General features: G+C 37.7%; 17 protein-coding genes. 10 read left to right on the top strand and 7 right to left on the bottom strand.

Annotated elements, in window-relative coordinates; translation table 11 throughout:
- Window positions 1-3: 3 nt before the first annotated feature.
- Together LB465_RS01670 and pncA are read left to right on the top strand one after the other, a co-directional pair.
- Complete coding sequence (locus LB465_RS01670) at window positions 4-1407, top strand: nicotinate phosphoribosyltransferase (protein WP_224466255.1); 1404 nt, start codon at window positions 4-6, stop codon at window positions 1405-1407.
- A 7-nt stretch (window positions 1408-1414) separates the two neighbouring features.
- Complete coding sequence (gene pncA, locus LB465_RS01665; protein ID WP_224466252.1) at window positions 1415-2026, top strand: bifunctional nicotinamidase/pyrazinamidase; 612 nt, start codon at window positions 1415-1417, stop codon at window positions 2024-2026.
- On the opposite strand, the gene LB465_RS01660 is transcribed toward pncA, so the two are convergent.
- Window positions 2013-2792, bottom strand: coding sequence for a THC0290_0291 family protein (locus tag LB465_RS01660; protein WP_224466250.1), 780 nt, complete (start codon window positions 2790-2792; stop codon window positions 2013-2015). The genes pncA and LB465_RS01660 overlap by 14 nt on opposite strands.
- A gap of 202 nt (window positions 2793-2994) precedes the next feature.
- Here LB465_RS01660 and gdhA point away from each other — a divergent pair, with 202 nt between their 5' ends.
- From gdhA to LB465_RS01630, 6 genes are all read left to right on the top strand, one after another.
- Window positions 2995-4338 (top strand): NADP-specific glutamate dehydrogenase, encoded by a 1344-nt coding sequence (gene gdhA / locus LB465_RS01655; RefSeq protein ID WP_224466248.1) that lies wholly within the window; start codon window positions 2995-2997, stop codon window positions 4336-4338.
- An 82-nt stretch (window positions 4339-4420) separates the two neighbouring features.
- Complete coding sequence (gene recO / locus LB465_RS01650; protein WP_224466246.1) at window positions 4421-5140, top strand: DNA repair protein RecO; 720 nt, start codon at window positions 4421-4423, stop codon at window positions 5138-5140.
- Entirely contained in the window at window positions 5141-7549 is a 2409-nt protein-coding gene (locus LB465_RS01645; RefSeq protein ID WP_224466244.1) for a TonB-dependent receptor, read from the top strand.
- A 145-nt stretch (window positions 7550-7694) separates the two neighbouring features.
- On the top strand, window positions 7695-11096 hold the full coding sequence (ileS, locus tag LB465_RS01640; protein ID WP_224466242.1) for an isoleucine--tRNA ligase: 3402 nt from the start codon (window positions 7695-7697) through the stop codon (window positions 11094-11096).
- A 5-nt stretch (window positions 11097-11101) separates the two neighbouring features.
- On the top strand, window positions 11102-11485 hold the full coding sequence (locus tag LB465_RS01635) for a TraR/DksA family transcriptional regulator (RefSeq protein WP_224466240.1): 384 nt from the start codon (window positions 11102-11104) through the stop codon (window positions 11483-11485).
- A 172-nt stretch (window positions 11486-11657) separates the two neighbouring features.
- Window positions 11658-12281: a lipoprotein signal peptidase gene (locus LB465_RS01630; protein ID WP_224466239.1), complete on the top strand. Its 624-nt coding sequence runs from the start codon at window positions 11658-11660 to the stop codon at window positions 12279-12281.
- A gap of 7 nt (window positions 12282-12288) precedes the next feature.
- Here LB465_RS01630 and LB465_RS01625 read toward each other — a convergent pair whose 3' ends face one another.
- Genes LB465_RS01625 through LB465_RS01600 form a run of 6 tightly spaced genes read right to left on the bottom strand, consistent with a single transcriptional unit; the run spans window position 12289 to window position 17067 of the window.
- Window positions 12289-12711, bottom strand: coding sequence for a response regulator (locus LB465_RS01625; RefSeq protein WP_224466237.1), 423 nt, complete (start codon window positions 12709-12711; stop codon window positions 12289-12291).
- A gap of 18 nt (window positions 12712-12729) precedes the next feature.
- Window positions 12730-14178 carry a sensor histidine kinase gene (locus tag LB465_RS01620; protein ID WP_224466235.1) on the bottom strand — a complete coding sequence of 483 codons (1449 nt, stop codon included), beginning with the start codon at window positions 14176-14178 and terminating at the stop codon, window positions 12730-12732.
- Between the two features lie 48 nt (window positions 14179-14226).
- Window positions 14227-14796 carry a 5-formyltetrahydrofolate cyclo-ligase gene (locus tag LB465_RS01615; protein ID WP_224466233.1) on the bottom strand — a complete coding sequence of 190 codons (570 nt, stop codon included), beginning with the start codon at window positions 14794-14796 and terminating at the stop codon, window positions 14227-14229.
- Window positions 14789-15769, bottom strand: a complete 981-nt coding sequence (locus LB465_RS01610) for a succinylglutamate desuccinylase/aspartoacylase family protein (protein WP_224466231.1) — start codon at window positions 15767-15769, stop codon at window positions 14789-14791. Before LB465_RS01610 ends, LB465_RS01615 begins: the two co-directional genes overlap by 8 nt.
- Window positions 15770-15772: 3 nt before the next feature.
- Window positions 15773-16645 (bottom strand): 30S ribosomal protein S6--L-glutamate ligase, encoded by an 873-nt coding sequence (rimK, locus tag LB465_RS01605; RefSeq protein WP_224466229.1) that lies wholly within the window; start codon window positions 16643-16645, stop codon window positions 15773-15775.
- Entirely contained in the window at window positions 16642-17067 is a 426-nt protein-coding gene (locus tag LB465_RS01600; protein WP_224466227.1) for an ATP-dependent zinc protease family protein, read from the bottom strand. The genes rimK and LB465_RS01600 overlap by 4 nt, the downstream gene beginning before the upstream one ends.
- A 178-nt stretch (window positions 17068-17245) precedes the next feature.
- On the opposite strand from LB465_RS01600, the gene uvrC reads away from it, so the two are divergent.
- Complete coding sequence (gene uvrC / locus LB465_RS01595) at window positions 17246-19042, top strand: excinuclease ABC subunit UvrC (protein ID WP_224466226.1); 1797 nt, start codon at window positions 17246-17248, stop codon at window positions 19040-19042.
- A 35-nt stretch (window positions 19043-19077) separates the two neighbouring features.
- Window positions 19078-21306: a patatin-like phospholipase family protein gene (locus tag LB465_RS01590; RefSeq protein ID WP_224466224.1), complete on the top strand. Its 2229-nt coding sequence runs from the start codon at window positions 19078-19080 to the stop codon at window positions 21304-21306.
- Window positions 21307-21486 lie beyond the last annotated feature (180 nt).

Below are 21486 nucleotides of genomic sequence, written 5' to 3'. Positions count from 1 at the left end.
ACTATGCTAAATTTTTCCGCGACTTATACCGATCAGTATCAATTGGCGATGTCTCAGGTATATTTTAAAAAGGGCCAAAAAGACCATACCGCAATTTTTGATTACTATTTTAGAAAACTTCCTTTCAATGGTGGTTACGCCATTTTTGCCGGACTTCAGGATCTACTACAGATCATTGAAAATCTAAAATTCAGCGATAAAGACCTGGAATACCTGAAAAAACAGGATTTTGATGATGATTTCCTGGAGTATCTGAAGGACTTTGAATTCAGCGGAAATATTTATTCGGTACAGGAAGGAGACGTAATTTTTCCTACGCGTCCGATTTTGCAAGTAGAAGCCAATATTATTGAAGCCCAGATTATCGAAACCATTCTACTGAATTTACTCAATTTCCAAACGCTTATCACAACAAAAGCGAGCCGAATTAAACTGGTTTCTGGGGAAAGAACTTTACTGGATTTTGGTTTAAGAAGAGCACAGGGTCCAGGAGGTTACTACGCTACTCGTGCAGCCATAATTGGTGGTTTTAACGGGACAAGTAATGTGATTGCAGGAAGGGATTTTGATATTCCTGTTTCTGGAACTATGGCCCATTCTTTTATACAGAGTTATGATGATGAAATCACTGCTTTTAGGGATTTTGCTGAAGGCAGGCCAAAGGATTGCGTATTGCTTGTAGATACTTACGATACGCTTAAAAGTGGTGTTCCCAACGCTATTAAAGTGGCGAAGGAAATGGAAGAACGCGGCCAGAAACTAATGGCGATTAGACTTGATAGTGGGGATTTAGCCTACCTCTCAAAACAAAGCCGAAAAATGCTGGATGCCGCCGGACTCGATTATGTGAAAATTGCCGCTTCCAATCAATTAGACGAAAATGTAATAAAAAGTTTACTGGAACAAGGCGCCAGGATAGATGTTTTTGGTGTGGGCACTAATTTAGTAATTGGTAGTCCGGATGCCGCTTTAGACGGAGTTTATAAATTGGCATATTCCAACGGGAAACCAAGGATTAAAATTTCAGAAAGTATTGTTAAGGTCACGCTTCCGCATAAAAAACAAGTGTATCGCTTAAGAGATTCTAAGGGCGAATGCGTTGGTGGAGATTTGGTGGCCCTTTTTGAAGAGAATAATATTGAAAATATGATTCATCCTTTTGAGCCAAACAAACAAATGAAAGTTGATAGTTTGGAAAAGGAACCATTACTGAAGCCCGTAATGCAAAATGGAAAAAATAAATTGGAACCTAAATCGCTTCAGGAAATCGCTGAATACAGTAAAAATAGACTCGCTGAACTTTCTTTTGAATTTAAACGTTTTAACAATCCCCATATTTATAAAGTGGGAATCAGTGAAGCTTTAAAAGAAGAACGTGATAAATTAATTGCATCTTTTAAAAGTTAAGAAGTATATGAAAACCTTGATTATTATAGATCCTCAGAACGATTTTATGCCCGGTGGCTCGCTTGCTGTGCCTAATGGAGATGATATTATTCCAATCATCAATAAGCTCCAGGAAAAGTTTGATCTTGTGATTGCTTCTCAGGACTGGCATCCTGGCGGACATGCTAGTTTTGCCAGCAGCCATAAAGGAAAAAAAGAATTTGAAACAATAGATCTTAACGGAATCGAGCAGGTAATGTGGCCGGAACATTGCGTGCAAAATACCAATGGTGCCGAATTCCATAAGGATTTAAAAACTTCAAAAATCGAAGCTATCTTTAGAAAAGGAACCAATCCTGAAATAGATAGCTACAGCGCTTTTTATGATAATCAACATTTAAAATCTACAGGACTTTCGGGCTATTTAAAGGAAAAAAAAGCAGAAGATCTTTATTTCTGCGGTCTTGCTGCTGAAATCTGTGTTCATTTTACGGCTAAAGATGCTGTAAAGGAAGGTTTTAAAGCTACAATTATAGAAGATGCTACCAGAGCGCTGAATTCTGAGGATTTTGAAAAAGCAAAAGCGGAATTAAAGGATTTAGGCGGAAAAATTATTAGTTCTGAAGCTATTGAAAATTGATGTAATACACATAACCTACGTTAACCCAAAAAATATAATCGTTGAATTTATTCTGTGGTGCAGTGATATTTAGTCCGTCAAGCCAATCGCTTCCATAGTATTGGCCCCTCGCTTCAATTAAGAGATCGTGCCTAAACCCTAGGCGATATCGCAAACCAAGCCCTCCAATAATCGAATAAGTACTGCCTCTTTCAAAATCCATTCCGCCAATAAAAGTTGGGAACACGTTTTTGGGATTATCCAGGGAACCTAAATCGGAATAAGCATCAGCTTTATAAGACACATAATGCCCGCCTAAACTTATATAAGGAGAAAACATATAACCGGAATGAGTGAAATCACGAATTCGAAATGGATGGTATTCCAAATGTATTCCACCTTCAATAAGTTCACTTTCGCCGTGCATAGCTCTAAGCAACTCTCCGCCGAGGGTTGGCTTACTTGCCACAGGGCCAAAATGCTCTAATTTTGAGTAGAAATAATCAATTTCATTCCTAATTCTAAAATGATTAGTAAAAAAAGAAGCAGCCTGGGAGTAATGACAATCGGTTTTATAGGCAAAATTCATATAATGTGAAATCCCAATTCCATAGCCAGCGTTGTTAAGGTTGTTTCTAACATTCCAGCGCTCCCCGTAATCGGTGAAAAAGGAAGCCGGCCCGGCTTTAACGGCAATTTCGTGTGCAATTCCAAATTGAGAATAGCCCTTTACCTGAAAAAGTAATATAAAAAATATAAGAGATAAAAATATCTTGCTATGGTACATTCCTTCAGGCTTGAGCGGACAACAAATATATAAAAACTACTTCAACAAAAACTTGCATAAAATTTCTGACTCATATAACGTTGAAAGAAAGAAGTTAATTTTATATGAAAAGATAAAAATTTGAGGCCATTTTTTATAGAACTCATATATTTGCAATACAAAACACAGCTTTTTTTATAAACTATTTGTAGTATCATATAATATGAAACAAAATATTCAAGATTTTCTCGATAAAGTATCAAAGAGAAATCAAAACGAACCGGAATTCATGCAGGCAGTGCACGAAGTTGCTGAGACTATTATTCCTTTTATAGAAGAGAATAAAAAGTATCAAAACATGCAATTGCTAGAGCGCATGGTAGAACCAGAGCGTGTAATCATGTTCAGGGTTTCCTGGTTAGATGATGAGGGTAATATTCAGGTAAATCGCGGTTTTAGGATTCAAATGAATTCTGCAATAGGACCTTATAAAGGCGGCTTGCGTTTTCACCCTTCTGTAAATCTTAGTATTCTTAAATTCCTTGCTTTTGAGCAGGTATTTAAAAACAGTCTTACCACTTTACCAATGGGTGGAGGAAAAGGTGGATCTGATTTTGATCCAAAAGGAAAATCTGATAATGAGGTAATGCGTTTCTGCCAGAGTTTTATGACAGAACTTTACCGACATATTGGTGCAGATACCGATGTTCCTGCTGGAGATATCGGAGTTGGTGGCCGTGAAGTAGGTTATATGTTTGGCCAGTACAAGAGACTGCAAAATGAATTCACAGGAATTTTAACCGGGAAAGGACTTTCTTACGGTGGTTCTCTTATTCGTCCGGAAGCTACAGGTTACGGGAACGTATATTTTGCACAAAATATGCTTAGAACAAGAGATGAATCTTTTGAAGGAAAAACTGTTGTAGTTTCAGGATCTGGAAATGTAGCGCAATATGCTGCCGAGAAAGCTCTTGAATTTGGAGCAAAGATCTTAACAATGAGTGACTCTGGAGGTTATGTTTACGATGAAGCAGGAATTGATTCAGAAAAGCTTCAGTTTATCATGGATCTTAAAAATGTAAGACGCGGAAGAATAAGCGAGTATGTTGATCAATATCCTTCAGCTAAATATTATGAAGGGGAAACGCCCTGGGGAGTGAAATGCGATGTAGCACTACCTTGTGCAACACAGAACGAACTTGAAGAAGCTGATGCTAAAAAATTGGTGGAGAACGGTTGTATATGTGTTGGTGAAGGTGCTAATATGCCTTGTACTCCAGATGCCGTTGAGGTATTTAAGGAAGCTAAAATTCTTTTCTCTCCGGGGAAAGCGTCTAATGCCGGTGGTGTTGCCACTTCAGGTTTAGAAATGAGCCAGAACTCTATGAGATATAACTGGACTTCGCAGGAAGTAGATAAAAAACTTCACGCAATTATGAACGATATTCACGATCGTTGTGTAGAGTTTGGTAAAGAAGAAGATGGTTATATAGACTACGTGAAAGGAGCAAATATTGCTGGTTTCGTAAAAGTTGCCGATGCAATGCTTGCCCAGGGAGTAGTATAATTTACACCTCAATATAAACAAAAATTAAGGTCGCTTTTTAGCGGCCTTTTTTAATTATCTTCGGAAGAAATAATTCTAAATAATGCTTGTTACCACTCCGGCAATTGTAATTAGTGCCTTAAAATACGGTGAGGCCGATTTAATTGTGAAAGCCTATACGTATAGTGATGGCTTAAAAACCTATATGCTAAAAGGAGTCTTGAAATCTAAAAAGGGCAAATTCAAAGCTTCTCAGTTTCAATTGCTTACCCAATTAGAGATTGTGGCAAACCATCGCAACCAGGGGAAAATGGAGTACCTGAAAGATGCTAAAGTCTTGCATACTTATACCAGCCTGCATACCAATATGGTGAAAGGTACGATGTTGATGTTTTTGGCTGAAGTTCTGAAGAATGCTATTCGGGAAGAAGAAACCAATCGGCAGCTGTTTAATTACCTTGAGAATTCATTAATGTGGCTGGATCTGCACGATAAGATTGCCAATTTTCATCTCTTATTCTTACTGAATTTAACTCGATATTTAGGATTTTATCCCGATTCAGCTTCAAAAGAGCTTCCCTACTTTAATCTTTTAGATGGTGTTTTTGAATTGAATAGTGTAAATAATTACTGCATTGATGGTCGAAATGTAGAGATTTTACGCCAGTTCTTAGGCATAAAATTTGATACCTTGAATGAAATAAAACTGAACCAGCAAACTAGGTCGAATTTCTTAAATATGTTGCTTTTATATTACGAGCTGCATATTGAAGGATTTAAGAAACCGAAATCACTTGCTGTGCTCAACGAAATTTTCAGCTAAATGCGAAGTTTGTTAACAGGAGTAATTCTCCTTTTTTTTATGGCTAATAGTATCTACGCCCAGCAGATACAGGTTTTGGACGAAGGAAGTCACGAACCTCTTGCCAGTGTTGCCATTTACAACGGGACCAAGTCTAAAAGTGCACTTACTAATTTTGATGGTATAGCCGATATTTCAACATTTGGCAGCGATGAAGTTATACATTTTTCTCACGTTAACTACACCAATAGAAGTATTAAGAAATCACAGATTATTCAAAATAAAAATAGGGTCTATCTAAACGGTAATGATAACGAATTGGAGCAGGTGGTGCTGTCAGTTGCGAAATTTGAAATGAATAAAGATGAAATTCCGCAGAAAATAGTCAGTTTCTCAGCTAATGATATCATTATGGCCAGCCCGCAAACTTCAGCAGATCTTTTGGAAAGCAGCGGCCAGGTGTATGTTCAGAAAAGTCAGTTGGGTGGCGGAAGTCCCATAATTCGTGGTTTTTCTACAAACAGACTTTTAATTACCGTAGATGGGGTAAGAATGAATACCGCAATTTTTAGAAGCGGTAATCTTCAAAATATCATCTCAATAGATCCGTTAGCAGTAGAAAATACCGAGGTAATTCTTGGCCCGGGATCGGTGGTGTATGGAAGTGATGCCATTGGCGGAGTGATGAATTTCTATACTTTAAAGCCCAAATTTTCTTTTGGTGAGAAACCTTCTCTTTCCGGAAATGTTTACTCCCGTTATGCTTCTGCTAATAACGAAAAAACCATACACGCCGATGTTAATATTGGTTTGGAAAACTGGGCGTTTGTAAGCAGTGTAACGTATTCAGATTTTGGAGATTTAAAAATGGGTTCTCAAGGGCCTGATGAGTATTTACGAAACGAATATGTTGTGCGAAGAAACGCGAAAGATGTTGTTGTTCCTAATGAAAATCCCAGAGTACAAAAGCCAACAGGGTACAACCAAATAAATTTACTACAGAAGGTTAAGTTTATGCCGCATAAGGACTGGGATCTGAATTTAGGACTTATCTATTCTACCACATCAGATTTTCCAAGGTTTGACAGGCTTTACCGAAAGCGGGAAGGAGAATTGCGTTCGGCAGAATGGTATTATGGTCCACAGGAATGGTTTATGGGAAATTTTAAGATCAATAAAAAAGGCCATGGTTCATTGTATGATAAAGCCCAGATGACAACTGCTTATCAATTTTTTGAAGAGAGCCGTCATAACCGGGATTTTGGCGAGGATTGGTTATACAATACTAAAGAGAATGTAGATGCGTATTCGGTTAATTTTGATTTTGAAAAGACTTTTGAGGAGAGCCGTTTATTTTATGGAGCCGAGTATGTTTTTAATAAAGTAAATTCTACAGGATTTGCAGAAAATATTTTAACCCAAGAAGAAAACATTACTGCGTCACGATATCCAGATGGTTCCACCTGGCAATCCATTGCTGCATATACCACTTATCAATGGAAAATTCAGGAAGATCTTTCTTTTCAATCGGGGCTTCGATACAATCATATTTTGGTAGACGCGGAATTTGATGAGATTTTATATGATTTTCCATTTAGGGAGGCTAATATTAATACCGGAGCTTTAACCGGAAGCGCGGGAATTAATTGGCAACAAAATAGGTTTATTGGGTGGCGATTAAATCTTTCTACAGCTTTTAGGGCGCCTAATATTGATGATGTAGGAAAAATTTTTGATTCTGAACCGGGCGCAGTGGTAGTGCCAAATCCAGATTTAAAACCAGAATATGCTTACAGCAGTGAGCTTGGTTTTGACTGGAAGCCTGCCGAAAATATCAGTTTTATCGCGACCGCATTTTATACGTATTTAAATGACGCGATGGTGCGCAGGGATTTCAACTTAAATGGAGAAACCGAAATAGATTATCAGGGGGAGCCAAGCCGTGTGCAGGCGATTCAAAATACCGCGAAAGCCCATGTTTATGGTTTTGAAAGCGGAATAGAAATTGATTTTTCGGTTTCACTAAGATTAACTTCACAAATTAGCATAACCGAAGGAAAGGAAGAACAGGAAGATGGTGCTACTGCGGCTTTACGCCACGCGGCTCCTGTATTTGGAAATACACATTTAATATGGCACAAAAAAAGACTGAAATTCGATCTTTTTGCTGAATATAATGGGCAATTCGATTATGAAGATCTAGCCCCTTCAGAACAGGGTAAAGCCTATTTATATGCCATAGACGATAACGGAAATCCTTATTCACCTTCCTGGTATAGCCTAAATTTAACCGGCCAATACGAATTCAGTAAAAACTTGCTGGCAACCGCTTCCTTAGAAAATATTACCGACCAACGTTATCGAACTTATTCCTCGGGAATCGCTGCTGCAGGTAGAAATTTAATTTTAGCGCTGAGGTATACTTTTTAATCTTTTTTCGTGATTCCCAAGGCTTTTAAAAATCTTTCTTGGTTTATTTAATATCAATTTCTTTTGGGTTAGCTTTTTCCGTTTTTCTAACCCGCTCTTTTCTTAAAATTGATTATTTTCGCGACTCATTGGAAATTTTGAAAAAATGAGCAATAAGTTCCCTGAATATAAAGGACTTGACTTACCAAAAGTAGCTGAGGAAATATTAAGTTACTGGAAGGAAAACGATATTTTTGAAAAAAGCGTTTCTACACGGGAAGGCAAAGAGCCGTTTGTGTTTTTTGAAGGGCCACCTTCTGCCAACGGGCTTCCGGGAATTCACCACGTAATGGCGCGAGCTATTAAGGATATTTTTTGTAGGTATAAAACTCAAAAAGGATTCCAGGTAAAACGTAAAGCCGGTTGGGATACCCACGGTCTTCCGGTAGAACTTGGTGTAGAAAAAGAATTGGGTATTACCAAAGAAGATATTGGGACTAAGATTTCCGTAGAAAAATATAATGAAGCCTGTAAAAATGCGGTAATGCGTTATACCGATGTGTGGAACGACCTTACCGAAAAAATAGGCTACTGGGTAGATATGGAAGATCCATACGTGACCTACAAATCCAAATATATGGAAACAGTTTGGTGGCTGCTTTCCGAAATTTATAAAAAAGACCTTATTTACAAAGGTTACACCATTCAGCCCTATTCTCCAAAAGCGGGAACGGGATTAAGTTCACACGAGCTCAACCAACCTGGAACTTACCAGGACGTAACCGATACAACGGTAACAGCAATGTTTAAAATCACTGATGCTTCAGCAGCTTCAGTTGAAAAGGATCTGGAAGGCGCATTTTTAATCGCCTGGACCACCACACCCTGGACATTGCCGTCTAACACTGCCTTAACCGTTGGGCCAAAAATTGAATATGTTTCGGTAAAAACTTATAATCAATATACTTTTGAACCGATTACCATTCTGGTAGCAAAAGCACTTGCGAAAAAGCAATTCGATAAGAAATTTGTAGAAGTTGAAACTGAAGAAGACTTAAAAGCCTATTCTGAAGGCGATAAAAAAATTCCATTTTTAATTGGGGAAACCATTTTAGGAAAAGATCTTGTTGAAATTAAATATGAGCAGTTATTGCCTTATGCATTACCTGCAGAAAATCCTGAAAATGCTTTCCGTGTAATCTCAGGAGATTTTGTGACTACAGAAGACGGAACCGGAATTGTGCATACTTCGCCAACTTTTGGTGCCGATGATGCGCTGGTAGCGAAACAGGCTACACCACAGGTTCCGCCATTATTAGTAAAAGACGAAAACGGAAACTTAGTGCCGTTAGTAGATCTTCAAGGGAAATTCGGACCAGAAATGGGCGAATTTGCCGGGAAGTATGTGAAGAACGAATATTATGACGAAGGGCAGGCGCCAGAAAAATCTGTAGACGTTGAACTGGCTATAAAACTAAAAGAAGAAAATCGTGCTTTTAAAGTAGAAAAATATGTTCACAGCTATCCAAATTGCTGGAGAACCGATAAACCTATTTTATATTATCCGCTGGATTCCTGGTTCATAAAAGTAACCGAATTCAAGGAGCGCATGCACGAACTGAATAAAGGCATTAACTGGAAACCAAAATCTACCGGGGAAGGTCGTTTTGGTAACTGGCTGGCCAATGCTAACGACTGGAATTTATCCAGAAGTCGTTATTGGGGAATTCCGTTGCCAATTTGGAGAACCGAAGAAGGGAAAGAGGAAAAGCTTATTGGTTCTATTGCAGAATTGAAAGAAGAAATGGCGAAGTCGGTTAAAGCCGGCTTTATGGATAAAGATATTTTTGAAGGTTTTGAACCCGGAAATATGAGTGAAGAAAACTACGATCTGGTAGATCTTCACAAGAACGTGGTCGATGAAATCACGCTTGTTTCAGATTCCGGAAAACCAATGAAACGCGAAGCCGATCTTATAGATGTTTGGTTCGATTCTGGTTCTATGCCTTACGCACAATGGCATTATCCGTTTGAAAATAAAGAAAAAGTAGAAGAAGGAGAACGCCAGGCTGATTTCATAGCCGAAGGCGTTGACCAAACCAGAGGCTGGTTCTATACCCTGCACGCTATCGCTACGATGATCTTTGATGATGTAGCTTATAAAAACGTAGTTTCTAACGGACTTGTTTTAGATAAAAACGGACAGAAAATGTCTAAACGTCTCGGGAATGCGGTAGATCCTTTTGAGACGCTTGCGGCTTACGGGCCTGATGCCACGCGTTGGTATATGATCTCTAACGCCAATCCATGGGATAATTTAAAATTCGATATTGAAGGAATCGCTGAGGTGCGCCGTAAATTTTTCGGTACACTTTACAACACTTATTCTTTCTTCACTTTATATGCGAATATTGATAATTTCACCTATAAAGAAGAGGATGTTCCTTTAGCAGAAAGACCCGAGATAGATCGTTGGATCCTTTCAGAATTGCATACACTTATAGAGAAAGTTGATAAATTCTATGCCGATTATGAACCTACCAGGGCAACCCGGGCAATTTCAGAATTTGTTCAGGAAAACCTTAGTAACTGGTTTGTGCGTTTAAGTCGAAGAAGATTCTGGAAAGGCGATTACCAGCAAGATAAAATTTCGGCCTATCAAACCCTTTATACCTGTTTGGTTGAAGTGGCTAAACTGGGTGCACCGGTAGCGCCGTTCTTTATGGATAGGCTTTACAAAGATTTAAACAAGAGCACACATAAAGAAAACTTTGAATCGGTACATTTGGCTGAATTTTCAAAGTATGATGAAAAATTTGTTAATAAGTCTTTAGAGCGAAAAATGGAGAAAGCCCAAACCATTTCTTCACTGGTTTTATCGCTCAGAAAAAAGGAGATGATAAAAGTAAGGCAGCCACTGCAAAGGGTAATGATTCCGGTGCTTGACGAGCAACAGTGTGAGGAGATTCAGGCGGTTGAGGACTTGATAAAATCTGAGGTAAATGTAAAAGAACTTCAGCTTATTGATGATGCTTCAGGATTGCTGGTAAAGCAAATAAAACCAAACTTTAAGGTTCTTGGTCCAAGATTTGGAAAGGATATGAAGCTGGTAGTCAATGAGATAAATAAATTGACTTCCGAAGATATTAAAATGATAGAGCGCGAAGGCACTATCGCTATAAACCTTAACGGAGAAATGATTAAATTAGCTGCTGAAGAAGTAGAGATTACTTCTCAGGATATTGAAGGTTGGTTAGTGGCGAGTAGTGGTAATATTACAGTAGCTTTAGACGTTAGTATTTCTGAAGAATTAAAAAAGGAAGGTATTGCCAGGGAATTGGTAAACAGGATACAGAATATGAGAAAAGATTCTGGATTTGAAGTTACCGATACTATTGAAGTGACCCTACAACGAGACGGTATTGTCGAGGATGCCGTTAACCAAAATATAACCTATATCAAGAATGAAACATTAACTGCAAGTCTCGAATTTGCGGAGGTAGTAACTGAAGGAGCCGAGGTGGCTTTTGACGATATTACTACCAGAATGTTTATCAAAAAACATTAGAAATTATGGCAACTGAAGTAAAAGAGCGTTATAGCGATGCCGAATTAGCTGAGTTTAAGGCCCTGATTAAAGGCAAAATCGAAAAGGCGCAGGAGCAATTGGCCAATTATCAAAATGCTTATAAAAATGATGGGAACAATGGTACCGATGATACCGCACCTACATTTAAAGCATTTGAGGAAGGCAGTGAAACGATGAGTAAGGAAGCAAATTCTCAATTAGCCATTAGGCAGGAGAAATTTATTCGCGATCTTAAAAATGCTTTAACGCGAATTGAGAATAAAACCTACGGAATATGCCGTGTAACCGGGAAACTAATCGCAAAAGAGCGTTTACAACTGGTGCCACACGCTACCTTGAGTATTGAAGCTAAAAATATGCAGAAATAAATATTCTTTCTGATTATTATATTATTTATAGCGTCCCTTTGCTTATGCTTTGGGACGTTTTTATTTTAACGATTAAACAATTAAAAAAATGCTTCCCAAAAGCTGATTTTTAGCCACGTAAAAACTAAATAATATTAGTATTTTAGCGGCGTTCTTAAATTCCACAGAGTTCATGTCCTTAAAAAAAGCGGGTATTATTATCGTTTTGGTACTTTTAATAGACCAAATTTCAAAATTTTATATCAAAACAAATTTTTCTCTGGGCGAGGAGGTTCCGGTTTTTGATTGGTTCAGGATTTTATTTGTAGAGAATGAAGGAATGGCCTGGGGAACCAAAATCCCGGGAGAATACGGAAAACTTTTCCTTACCTTATTTAGATTGGTGGCCATTGTTGGTATTGGTTACTGGCTGTGGGATTCGGTTAGAAAAAATGGTTCCAGGATTTTAATAACAGCAATTGCTTTAATCTTCGCTGGAGCTTTTGGAAATATTATAGACTCCGTTTTCTACGGAATTGTCTTTAACGACAGTTATGGTCAGGTAGCAGAATTTATGCCGGCACAAGGCGGCTACGGTACTTTATTTCACGGCAAGGTGGTAGATATGCTTTACTTCCCTTTATGGCAGGGTAATTTACCCGAATGGATTCCTTTCTGGGGAGGGAATTATTTCACATTCTTTGAACCGGTATTCAATATAGCCGATACCGCAATTAGTGCAGGTGTAATTTTACTTCTACTTTTTAATAAGCGTGCTTTCCCTAAAGAAGAGGAAGACACTAAAGAAAGAAAATAGAGTATAACTAAGCGGCTGCATTACTATTTCGGTCAAAAATCTTCTCGAATTTTTTCAATTCAATTGGTTTGATTAGATAATCGGTAACCAAGTTAAAAGATTTTGCGCGTTCCAAATCCCTTGGATCAATAGAAGAACTCACCATGTAAAGCGTGATTTTCTTTTCGAAGTTATTCTTTATCTTAATAAATTCATTTAGAAACTCCCAGCCATCCATAATTGGCATATTAATATCCAGAAAGATAATGTCGGGCAGGGTTTCTTCGGTTGCGTTTTCCAGGATCAATTTAAAATGATTCAAAGCTTCCATGCCGTTTTTGAAAATGAGAAGATTTTCCGATAGTTTCTTGATCTCAATAATCTTCTTAACCAGGTTCACGTATATTTTATCATCGTCGATAATACACGCCAATTCTACTTTTTGCCCCATGAGAATTAGTTTAAATTTTTAAAAGTTAATCTTAAATGTAGTGCCTACATCTACAGTGCTGGTTACCGAGATTGAACCTCCAAGTGTTTCCACTTGATTTTTAGTAATAAAAAGTCCAATTCCACGCGAATCCAGGTTTTCGTGAAAGGTTTTATACATCCCAAACATCTTGTCACCATATTGATCCAGATCAATGCCTAACCCATTATCACTAACCTCCAAAAACGGAGTTTCATTCTTGATATAGGTCTGAATATAAATCACCGGTTTTCTTCCCGGATGTTTATATTTTATAGCATTCGTGATTAAATTTAGCAAAATACTTTCAAGATATTCAGGGATATAGCTAATTTCTTTTAAAGCGTGAAATTCAGCTACGATTTTTGCATTTTCTCGATTTATTAATGATGAAGTTGAAGCCATTACCCCACTTAATGCTTTTTCGAAAGAGATAATTCGACGTTCTTTACGTAGAACTGATTGTTTATTTACAATCTCATTCAACTCATTTATAGCTGAATCCAGATTTTCAGAAATATCTGCAACATTCGGTATCAATTCTATTTTATCCTTATCGGTTTTAGCTTCTTTCAGTAATTCTACAATAAGGCAAAGGTTACTGCTATGTGAACGCAAATGATGTGAAACAATATGTGCAAAATTAAATAACCGCGAATTTTGTGTGGCGATAATATCTAATGAATTCTGCAAGTTGAGTTCGTTTACTTTCTGCTCGTTTATATCCTGAAAAACACCGCGAATTCCTATTATATCCTGATCTTCATTATACACCGGTTTTCCGGTGGCGCGGACCCAAAAATCTTTGTTGTAAAGATTCCTCATTTTTAATTCCACCTTAAATGGAATTCCATATTTTTCACATTTTTCGAAAGCCGAAATTACTACAGGATGCTCCTCTGGGGCGTAAAACCTAAAATGTTCTTCGTAGGGCGGTTGGTAATCTAGCGGGCAGTCAATTATCTTTTTAGTTACATTATCCCAGTAAATATTTTTGTTCTGAGTGTCTATATACCATCCCCCGGTATTAGTCATCTGGGCGGTTTCGCGATAATAGAAGAAGTTTTCTTCAATGGTGTACTGGTCGCGTTTGCTTTGATGAATATTAACGAATAGTAGTACGGCTATCTCCTTGTTGTTTTCTCTATTTTTTAAGTTTCGGCATTCGAACCAGCGGTATTTTCCATTGCTGAGCTTCAGTTTAAGTTCTATGCAGAAAGCTTCATTTTCTTCGGTAAGTTTATCGAAATAAAGCCTGAAATCGTAGCGATAATCCTGATGTAGGATTTCCTTCAAAAAATATTCAAAATGGGATTCGGAAAATTCGGGTTTTCCTACTAGGGTGTCAAAATGCTCTGACCAGCTCACCTCTTTATTCAGAAGATTGATCTTCCAGTAGGCGATATCAAAATCTTCAAGAATGCTGTTTAATTGAAGGTCGTTGAGCATTAAAGGGGTGAAAGTTTTGTTAAAAATAACAGAATACTTCTTAATTCCCTAATTTTTAAAGCTATATATTTTGTTTGGCGTTACGCAGTAATCAAGAGGAATGTCACTGCTGAATACTTCCTTAAAAGCAGGTTCAGCTTCAAAAAAAGAAAGTCCAATTTTTACTACTTCGGGCTTGCATTCACTTAAAAAATTATCGTAAAAGCCCTTGCCGTAACCAATGCGATGGCCTTCCTCGTCAAATGCTAAAAGCGGGACAAAAACCACATCTAACTGTTCTGGCGGGATGGGAATACCGCCTTCGGGCTCGGGAATATTCCAGCGATTTTTTCTTAGTACGCTGGTATCGGTAAGTAAAAAATGCTCTAATTTATGCTCTTTAATATTGGTTTTGGAAAGCACCACGTTTTTATCCTTTCCCTGGAGAATATGCAGAATATTTTCGGTGTCTATTTCCTTTTGCTCGGCAATACTTAGAAAAAGATGATAAAATTCTTTCTTCCAAACCGGTAGTCGCAGCAATTGATTTGCAATTTCCAGGCTCAGTTCTTCTATCTTTTCTTCCGAAAATTCTAAACGTAAAGCCTTGTATTTTTTTCGTAATTCGGCTTTATTCATCCTTTGGTGGTGCTGAAATATGAAAAATTGCATCGCCCTGGTAGACAATAGGGGCTTCGTTGATATTGATCACATACCCAGTATTTACAGCCTTAATTTTATGCCTGAATTTTCCATAAGGATCGGTAATAGTGCCAATGTATTCTCCTTTTTCAACATGTTTTCCACAAGGAATTTTCATGTGCAGGAGTCCGCTGTATTTTGCGCGCATCCAGTTGGTATTTTCGATTATTACCGTTTCGGTAATTGCATCGGGATAATCAAACTTGGGATGGAGCATTTCCAAAAAACTCAAAATTCTCATAGCGCCTTCAACACCGTGTTTGGCTACATCACGATTACTATCCATAGATTTTCCGCCTTCAAAAAGCAGAACCGGAATTCCTTTTTTAGCACAGGTTTCGCGATAAGATTTGGTGATTGTTTTGGAGTAAATGGTGAACGGCGCACCAAAAATTCGGGCGTATTTAAGACTTTGTTCATCGCCGCGTTTTACCCGTATTTGGGGTGCGTTAAATCTACTGGCACCACCGGTATGAAAATCTAAACAAAAATTAGCTAGAGGCAATATATTCTTTACGAACTGAAATGCGAATCTGCTAGCAAGTGAACCGTGTTTTGTTCCGGGAAACATTCGGTTTAGGTCGCGACCGTCAGGGAATTCCCTGCGTAAATTCAGAAAACCAAAAATATTAACCACGGGAACGCAAATAATAGTTCCTTTCTGCGGTCTATTGATTCCCTTAGAGATAATTTGCCGAACGATTTCTACCCCGTTTATTTCGTCCCCGTGAATCCCTGCGGTTATTAAAACTACAGGTCCGGGTTTTTTAGAACGTTCAATAATTACGGGCACCTCTACCGAAGTAGTGGTGTAGAGTTTGGCCATATTAAAATTAATCGTGGCGCTTTTTCCCGGCTTTACTTTCTCGCCGAGTATTTCCAGAACATTGTCGCTGGTTATTTTTGCCATAGGCTAAACGTTCCTTTCAATATATCTTATTATAGATTTGGCAATATCTTTACCAGTAGCTTTTTCGATACCTTCTAATCCTGGAGAAGAATTTACTTCAAGAATTAGTGGCCCACGAGAACTTTGTAACATATCTACCCCGGCAACACCAAGTCCCATTGCTTTGGTAGCTTTTACCGCTGCAATTTCTTCTTCATCGGTAAGTTCTACAACTTCGGCGCTACCACCACGGTGAAGGTTAGATCTAAATTCTCCTTCTTTACCCTGTCTTTTCATAGCACCAACTACGTGGCCATCTACAACAAAAGCCCTTATATCACCACCTTTGGCTTCTTCAATAAACTCCTGAACAATTACCCTTGCCTGTAAACCATTAAAAGCTTCTATAACAGATTCTGCTGCGTTGTGGGTTTCAGCAAGAACAACACCTACTCCTTGAGTTCCCTCCAGTAATTTTATAACTAAAGGGGTTCCTCCAACCTGTTTAATAACCCCGGAAACATCCCTGGAATAGTTAGTAAAAACGGTTTTAGGTAATCCAATCTTGGCGCGAGAAAGTACCTGTAAACTTCTCAATTTATCACGGCTTCTAACTAAAGATTCAGATTCTGTGGTGGTAAATGCACCCATCATTTCAAACTGTCTCACTACTGCTGTACCGTAGAAAGTAACCGAAGCTCCAATTCTTGGGATTACTGCGTCTACGCCTTCTATGTAACCGCCTTTATAATAAATATTGGGCTTACGCTTCTCAATAACGATATCACACTTTAGGGGATCTATAACTTCTACTTCATGTTTGCGTTTGGTAGCTGCTTCTACAAGACGTTTTGTAGAATAAAGATGACTATTACGCGAAAGGATTTTTATTTTCATTTTTGTTTAATATTGTAAGAAACGTCAGTTAATTCGGTGTCCACGATAAATTTTTTGGTAAGGAATTTTCGGCCAATTAGCACCGGAAACCTCATTTCCTGTCGGGAAGACAAAGAAAGCGAAATTTTATAGACCTTATTAAATATTTTAATGGTAGATATTACCTGATATCTTTTCTGAATTATTCCGTTGCTGCTGCGTACAAAAACGATATCATAATCTGTAAAAGTAAACTTTTTTCCGTTGTATAAAGGATGTTCTTCATCGAGGAAGGTACATTCTAAGGTTCCATCTTTTTCTATTATGTTTTCACAGTGAATAGATGAAGTATAGGCACCTGTATCAATTTTAATAGCGATATCATTTAAATGCAGCGCTGGAAAATCTGCTTTATCAAAACGCCCAATTACTTTTTTCTCCATAAGCGCAAGGTAGTAAAATACACAATTAATATTTTTATAGAAATTATAAAATTTGAAGTGCTTTTAGCCCACAAATAAGGTGGTTAACCATATTTTAAAACGCGATTTAATACAAATTTAACATCTACAAACACTGGCTTTTTTAAAGCTACACATAATAAATTCTACCTTTGGGGAGATGGAAACGCCAGCTTTAGAAGTACAATTACAAACACTGCCCAATAGTCCCGGAGTCTACCAGTATTATGATAAAAACGGGAAGATTCTTTATGTAGGCAAAGCCAAAAACCTTAAAAAGAGGGTAACCTCCTATTTTACCAAGCGCCACGATAGCCACAGGATTGGTGTGATGGTAAAAAAAATTAAAGAAATAAAGCATATTGTGGTGGCTTCAGAAACCGATGCTTTACTTTTAGAGAACAACCTCATTAAAAAGCATCAGCCGCGTTTTAACGTGATGCTTAAGGACGATAAAACTTACCCCTGGATTTGCATTAAAAATGAACGATTTCCACGGGTTTTTCCTACCCGGAAACTCATAAAAGACGGTAGCGAATATTATGGGCCTTTTACCAGTTTTAAAACGGTAAATACACTTCTTGAGCTTATTAAAGGCCTTTACAAACTTAGAACCTGTAATTATGATCTTTCTGAAGAAAAAATAAGAAACGGGAAATATAAGGTGTGCCTGGAGTATCATTTAGGAAATTGCAAAGGCCCTTGTGAAGCAAAACAGGCTGAAGCAGAATACAACAGTAATATTGATGCGATTCGGCAAATTGTAAAAGGGAATTTTAAAGATTCGCTGCAGCAATTCAGGGAGCAAATGAAGGAACACGCTGAAAAAATGGAGTTTGAAGATGCCCAGCGAATAAAAAATAAAATTGATGTCCTTGAGAATTATCAGTCAAAATCTACGGTGGTTAACCCAAAAATCACCAATGTAGATGTGTTTTCCATAATGTCAGACGAAGGTTATGGTTACGTGAATTTCCTTCAGCTTTCCCACGGTGCCATTATTAGGTCGCATACTATAGAGATGAAGAAGAAACTGGAAGAAACCGATGAGGAATTATTGGAACTGGCAATTACCGAAATACGGCAGCGTTTTAGTTCAAATTCCAAAGAAATTTATGTGCCTTTTAAAGTTGATGCGGGTGAAGACGTTAAAGTAACTATCCCTAAGCTCGGCGACAAGAAGAAAATTGTAGACTTATCGCTTAGAAATGCAAAATATTACCGTCAGGAGCGTTTTAAGCAAATGAAGATCGTAGATCCAGACCGGCACGTTAAACGGATTATGGCACAAATGAAGGAAGATCTTCGGCTAAATGTAGAGCCGCGACATATAGAATGTTTTGATAATTCCAATATCCAGGGAACAAATCCTGTTGCTGCTTGTGTAGTTTTTAAAAATGGGAAACCAAGCAAGAAAGATTATCGTAAATTTAATATCAAAACCGTGGAAGGCCCAGATGATTTCGCTTCTATGGAAGAAGTTGTTTTTAGGCGTTACAAACGTTTACTAAATGAAGGTGAAGATTTGCCGCAACTAATCATAGTAGATGGAGGGAAGGGACAACTTTCTTCCGGAGTGAAAGCGCTGGAGATTTTAGGTTTACGCGGAAAAATAGCCATTATTGGAATTGCTAAACGTCTTGAAGAGATTTTTTATCCGGGAGATACGATTCCGCTTTATTTAGATAAGAAGTCTGAAACATTAAAGATTATACAGCAGCTTCGAAATGAAGCGCATAGATTCGGAATTACTTTTCACCGTAACAAAAGGAGCAAAACCGCGTTAAATACAGAGTTGGAAGAGATTGCCGGCATTGGAGAAAAAACTGTGGTAGAATTATTAAAACAATTTCGTTCGGTAAAACGTATAAAAGAAGCTTCAGAAGTGGAGCTCGCTGAGGTTATTGGAGTTTCCAAAGCCGGAATAATTTACAATCATTACAAATCAAAAGAATGAAACTAGCGTAACGCTGGATAAAATTGGATACACAAATGAAAAAACTACTGCTTTTACTTTTTCTGCTTGCATTTATACCCAGTATTTCCCAGGAGCAGGAAGATTTAAAAGTGGGGCTTGTTTTAAGCGGTGGTGGTGCAAAAGGCCTTGCTCATATTGGCGCGCTAAAAGTTATTGAAGAAGCTGGAATTAGAATAGATTATATTGGCGGGAGTAGTATGGGCGCTATTATTGGCGGGTTGTATGCTTCCGGTTATACGGCTAATGAGTTGGATTCAATTTTTCACGAGACCAATTTCAATATTTTAATTCAGGATAATATTCCGCGTAGCGCAAAATCTTTTTACGAAAAAGAAGATGCCGAAAAATATGCGATTAGCCTGCCTTTTGATGATTTTAAAATTGGCTTTCCGGCAGGACTCTCCAGGGGACAAAACATTTATAATTTAATGTCTCAGCTTACGATGCATCTGGGAAATGTAGATGATTTTAAAGAATTGCCTATTCCATTTTTTTGTGTTGCTGCTGATGTGGAAACCGGGGAAGAAGTGATTTTGGATGAAGGTTCTCTCGCACAAGCGGTTTCTGCCAGTGGCGCCATTCCTTCAATCTTTAGTCCTGTAAGTCTAAATGGAAGACTGCTTACCGATGGTGGAGTAGCTAATAATTATCCCGTAGAAGAACTTAGAAAACGAGGAGCTGAGGTGATTATTGGTGTAGATGTGCAGGATAGCCTGGTTAATAAAGACGATTTACGCAATGTTTTTGATATTCTTGCCCAAATAAGCAATTTCCGGACAATTAGTGATATGAAGGAAAAAATCCCTAAAACCGATATTTATATCAAACCCGATATTAGTCCGTTTTCGGTTTTATCGTTTGAAAAAGGGGAGGCGATTATAGATTCCGGAAGGGTTGCTACGCTCAGAAGAAAAAATGACCTGGAAAAGCTTGCCGCACGACAGAGTGAAACTCCAAGAAATATTGTGATTCCTGAAATGGATACCTTGCAAATTAGTACACTCACGTTAGAAGGCAATAATACCTATCCGCGCTCTTATATACTGGGTAAATTGAGGTTAAATTACTTTACAGATTTCACATTTAAAGATCTCAACTCGGGCATAAACAATCTTTCTGCGACCGGAAACTTCAACCGGATTAATTATAGGTTAATTCCGAATAATGATGATTACCTCTACACCTTAAGCCTGCAGATAGAAGAAAGCGAAAATAAGAGCCTGCTGCGATTAGGGGTGCATTATGACGAACTTTATCAAATTGGCGCCCTTATTAATTATACCCATAAAAGTTTGTTTTTCTCTAACGACGTGACTTCTCTGGATGTAGTGGTTGGCGATCAATTTCGGTATAATTTTGATTATTATATAGATAAAGGTTTTTACTGGAGTATTGGTGTTAAATCTCGATACAATACTTTTAATCATCCGGTCTCTTTTGATTTTGCCAGTGAAAATGCCGAATTGCAAGATATTGGTGTAAATAGGATAGATATAGATTACCGCGATTTCACCAACCAGTTTTATGCTGAAACTTTATTTAAACAGGTTTTTTCCTTCGGACTTGGCGCCGAGCATAAATTTTTAAGAATTGCTTCTGAAACTTTAAATAATCCAAACCCAGAAATAAGCGATAATAGGCTTTTTGAAAACAGTCATTACTATAGTGCTTTCGGGTATTTAAAATACGACTCTTACGATAATAAATACTTCCCATCCCGTGGAGTTTATTTTGACGGGAATTTCCATCTTTATCTTTTTTCCTCTGATTATAATAATAATTTTTCTGAATTTTCTATTGCAAAAGGAACCTTAGGTTATGCTTTTTCTCCCATCAACAAATTTTCTACCCGAATTGTGACTGAAGCAGGATTTAAAATAGGAAACGACGGAGTAAACACGCTGGATTTCTTTTTAGGAGGTTATGGGAATAATCTAATAAATAATTTTGTTCCGTTTTATGGGTACGATTTTATAAGTCTGTCGGGAGATAGTTATATAAAAGGTCTTGTTGAGTTTGATTATGAGATTTTCAGGAAAAACCACGTGATTGCGAGCGCAAATATTGCCAATGTTGGAAACAAATTATATTCATCTGGCGATTGGTTTACGATGCCAGATTTTACGGGCTATGCTCTTGGGTATGGTGTGGATACATTTATTGGTCCTTTAGAAGTAAAATATACCTATTCACCTGAAATTATAGCCAGTCAGTGGTTTTTTAGTCTTGGTTTTTGGTTTTAAATTTTCCTTGTCTGTTTATTCTGCAGGTTTAACCGATTTCTCAAATTTCTGTCTCATAATCTATTTCTATTGTTTTGATTTTCTCTTCCCGGTTTTTAGAGATGTTTTAAAAATGTTTCCTTAAAAATTCCCGATATTTGTTTTAAAGTAAAATAACACTAAAAAAAATAACAAATTCTC

Source organism: Salegentibacter lacus (genome assembly GCF_020164555.1).
GTDB classification, from domain to species: domain Bacteria; phylum Bacteroidota; class Bacteroidia; order Flavobacteriales; family Flavobacteriaceae; genus Salegentibacter; species Salegentibacter lacus.
Note: the sequence above shows the minus strand (reverse complement) of the source record. Positions and strands in the feature narration are given on the sequence as shown.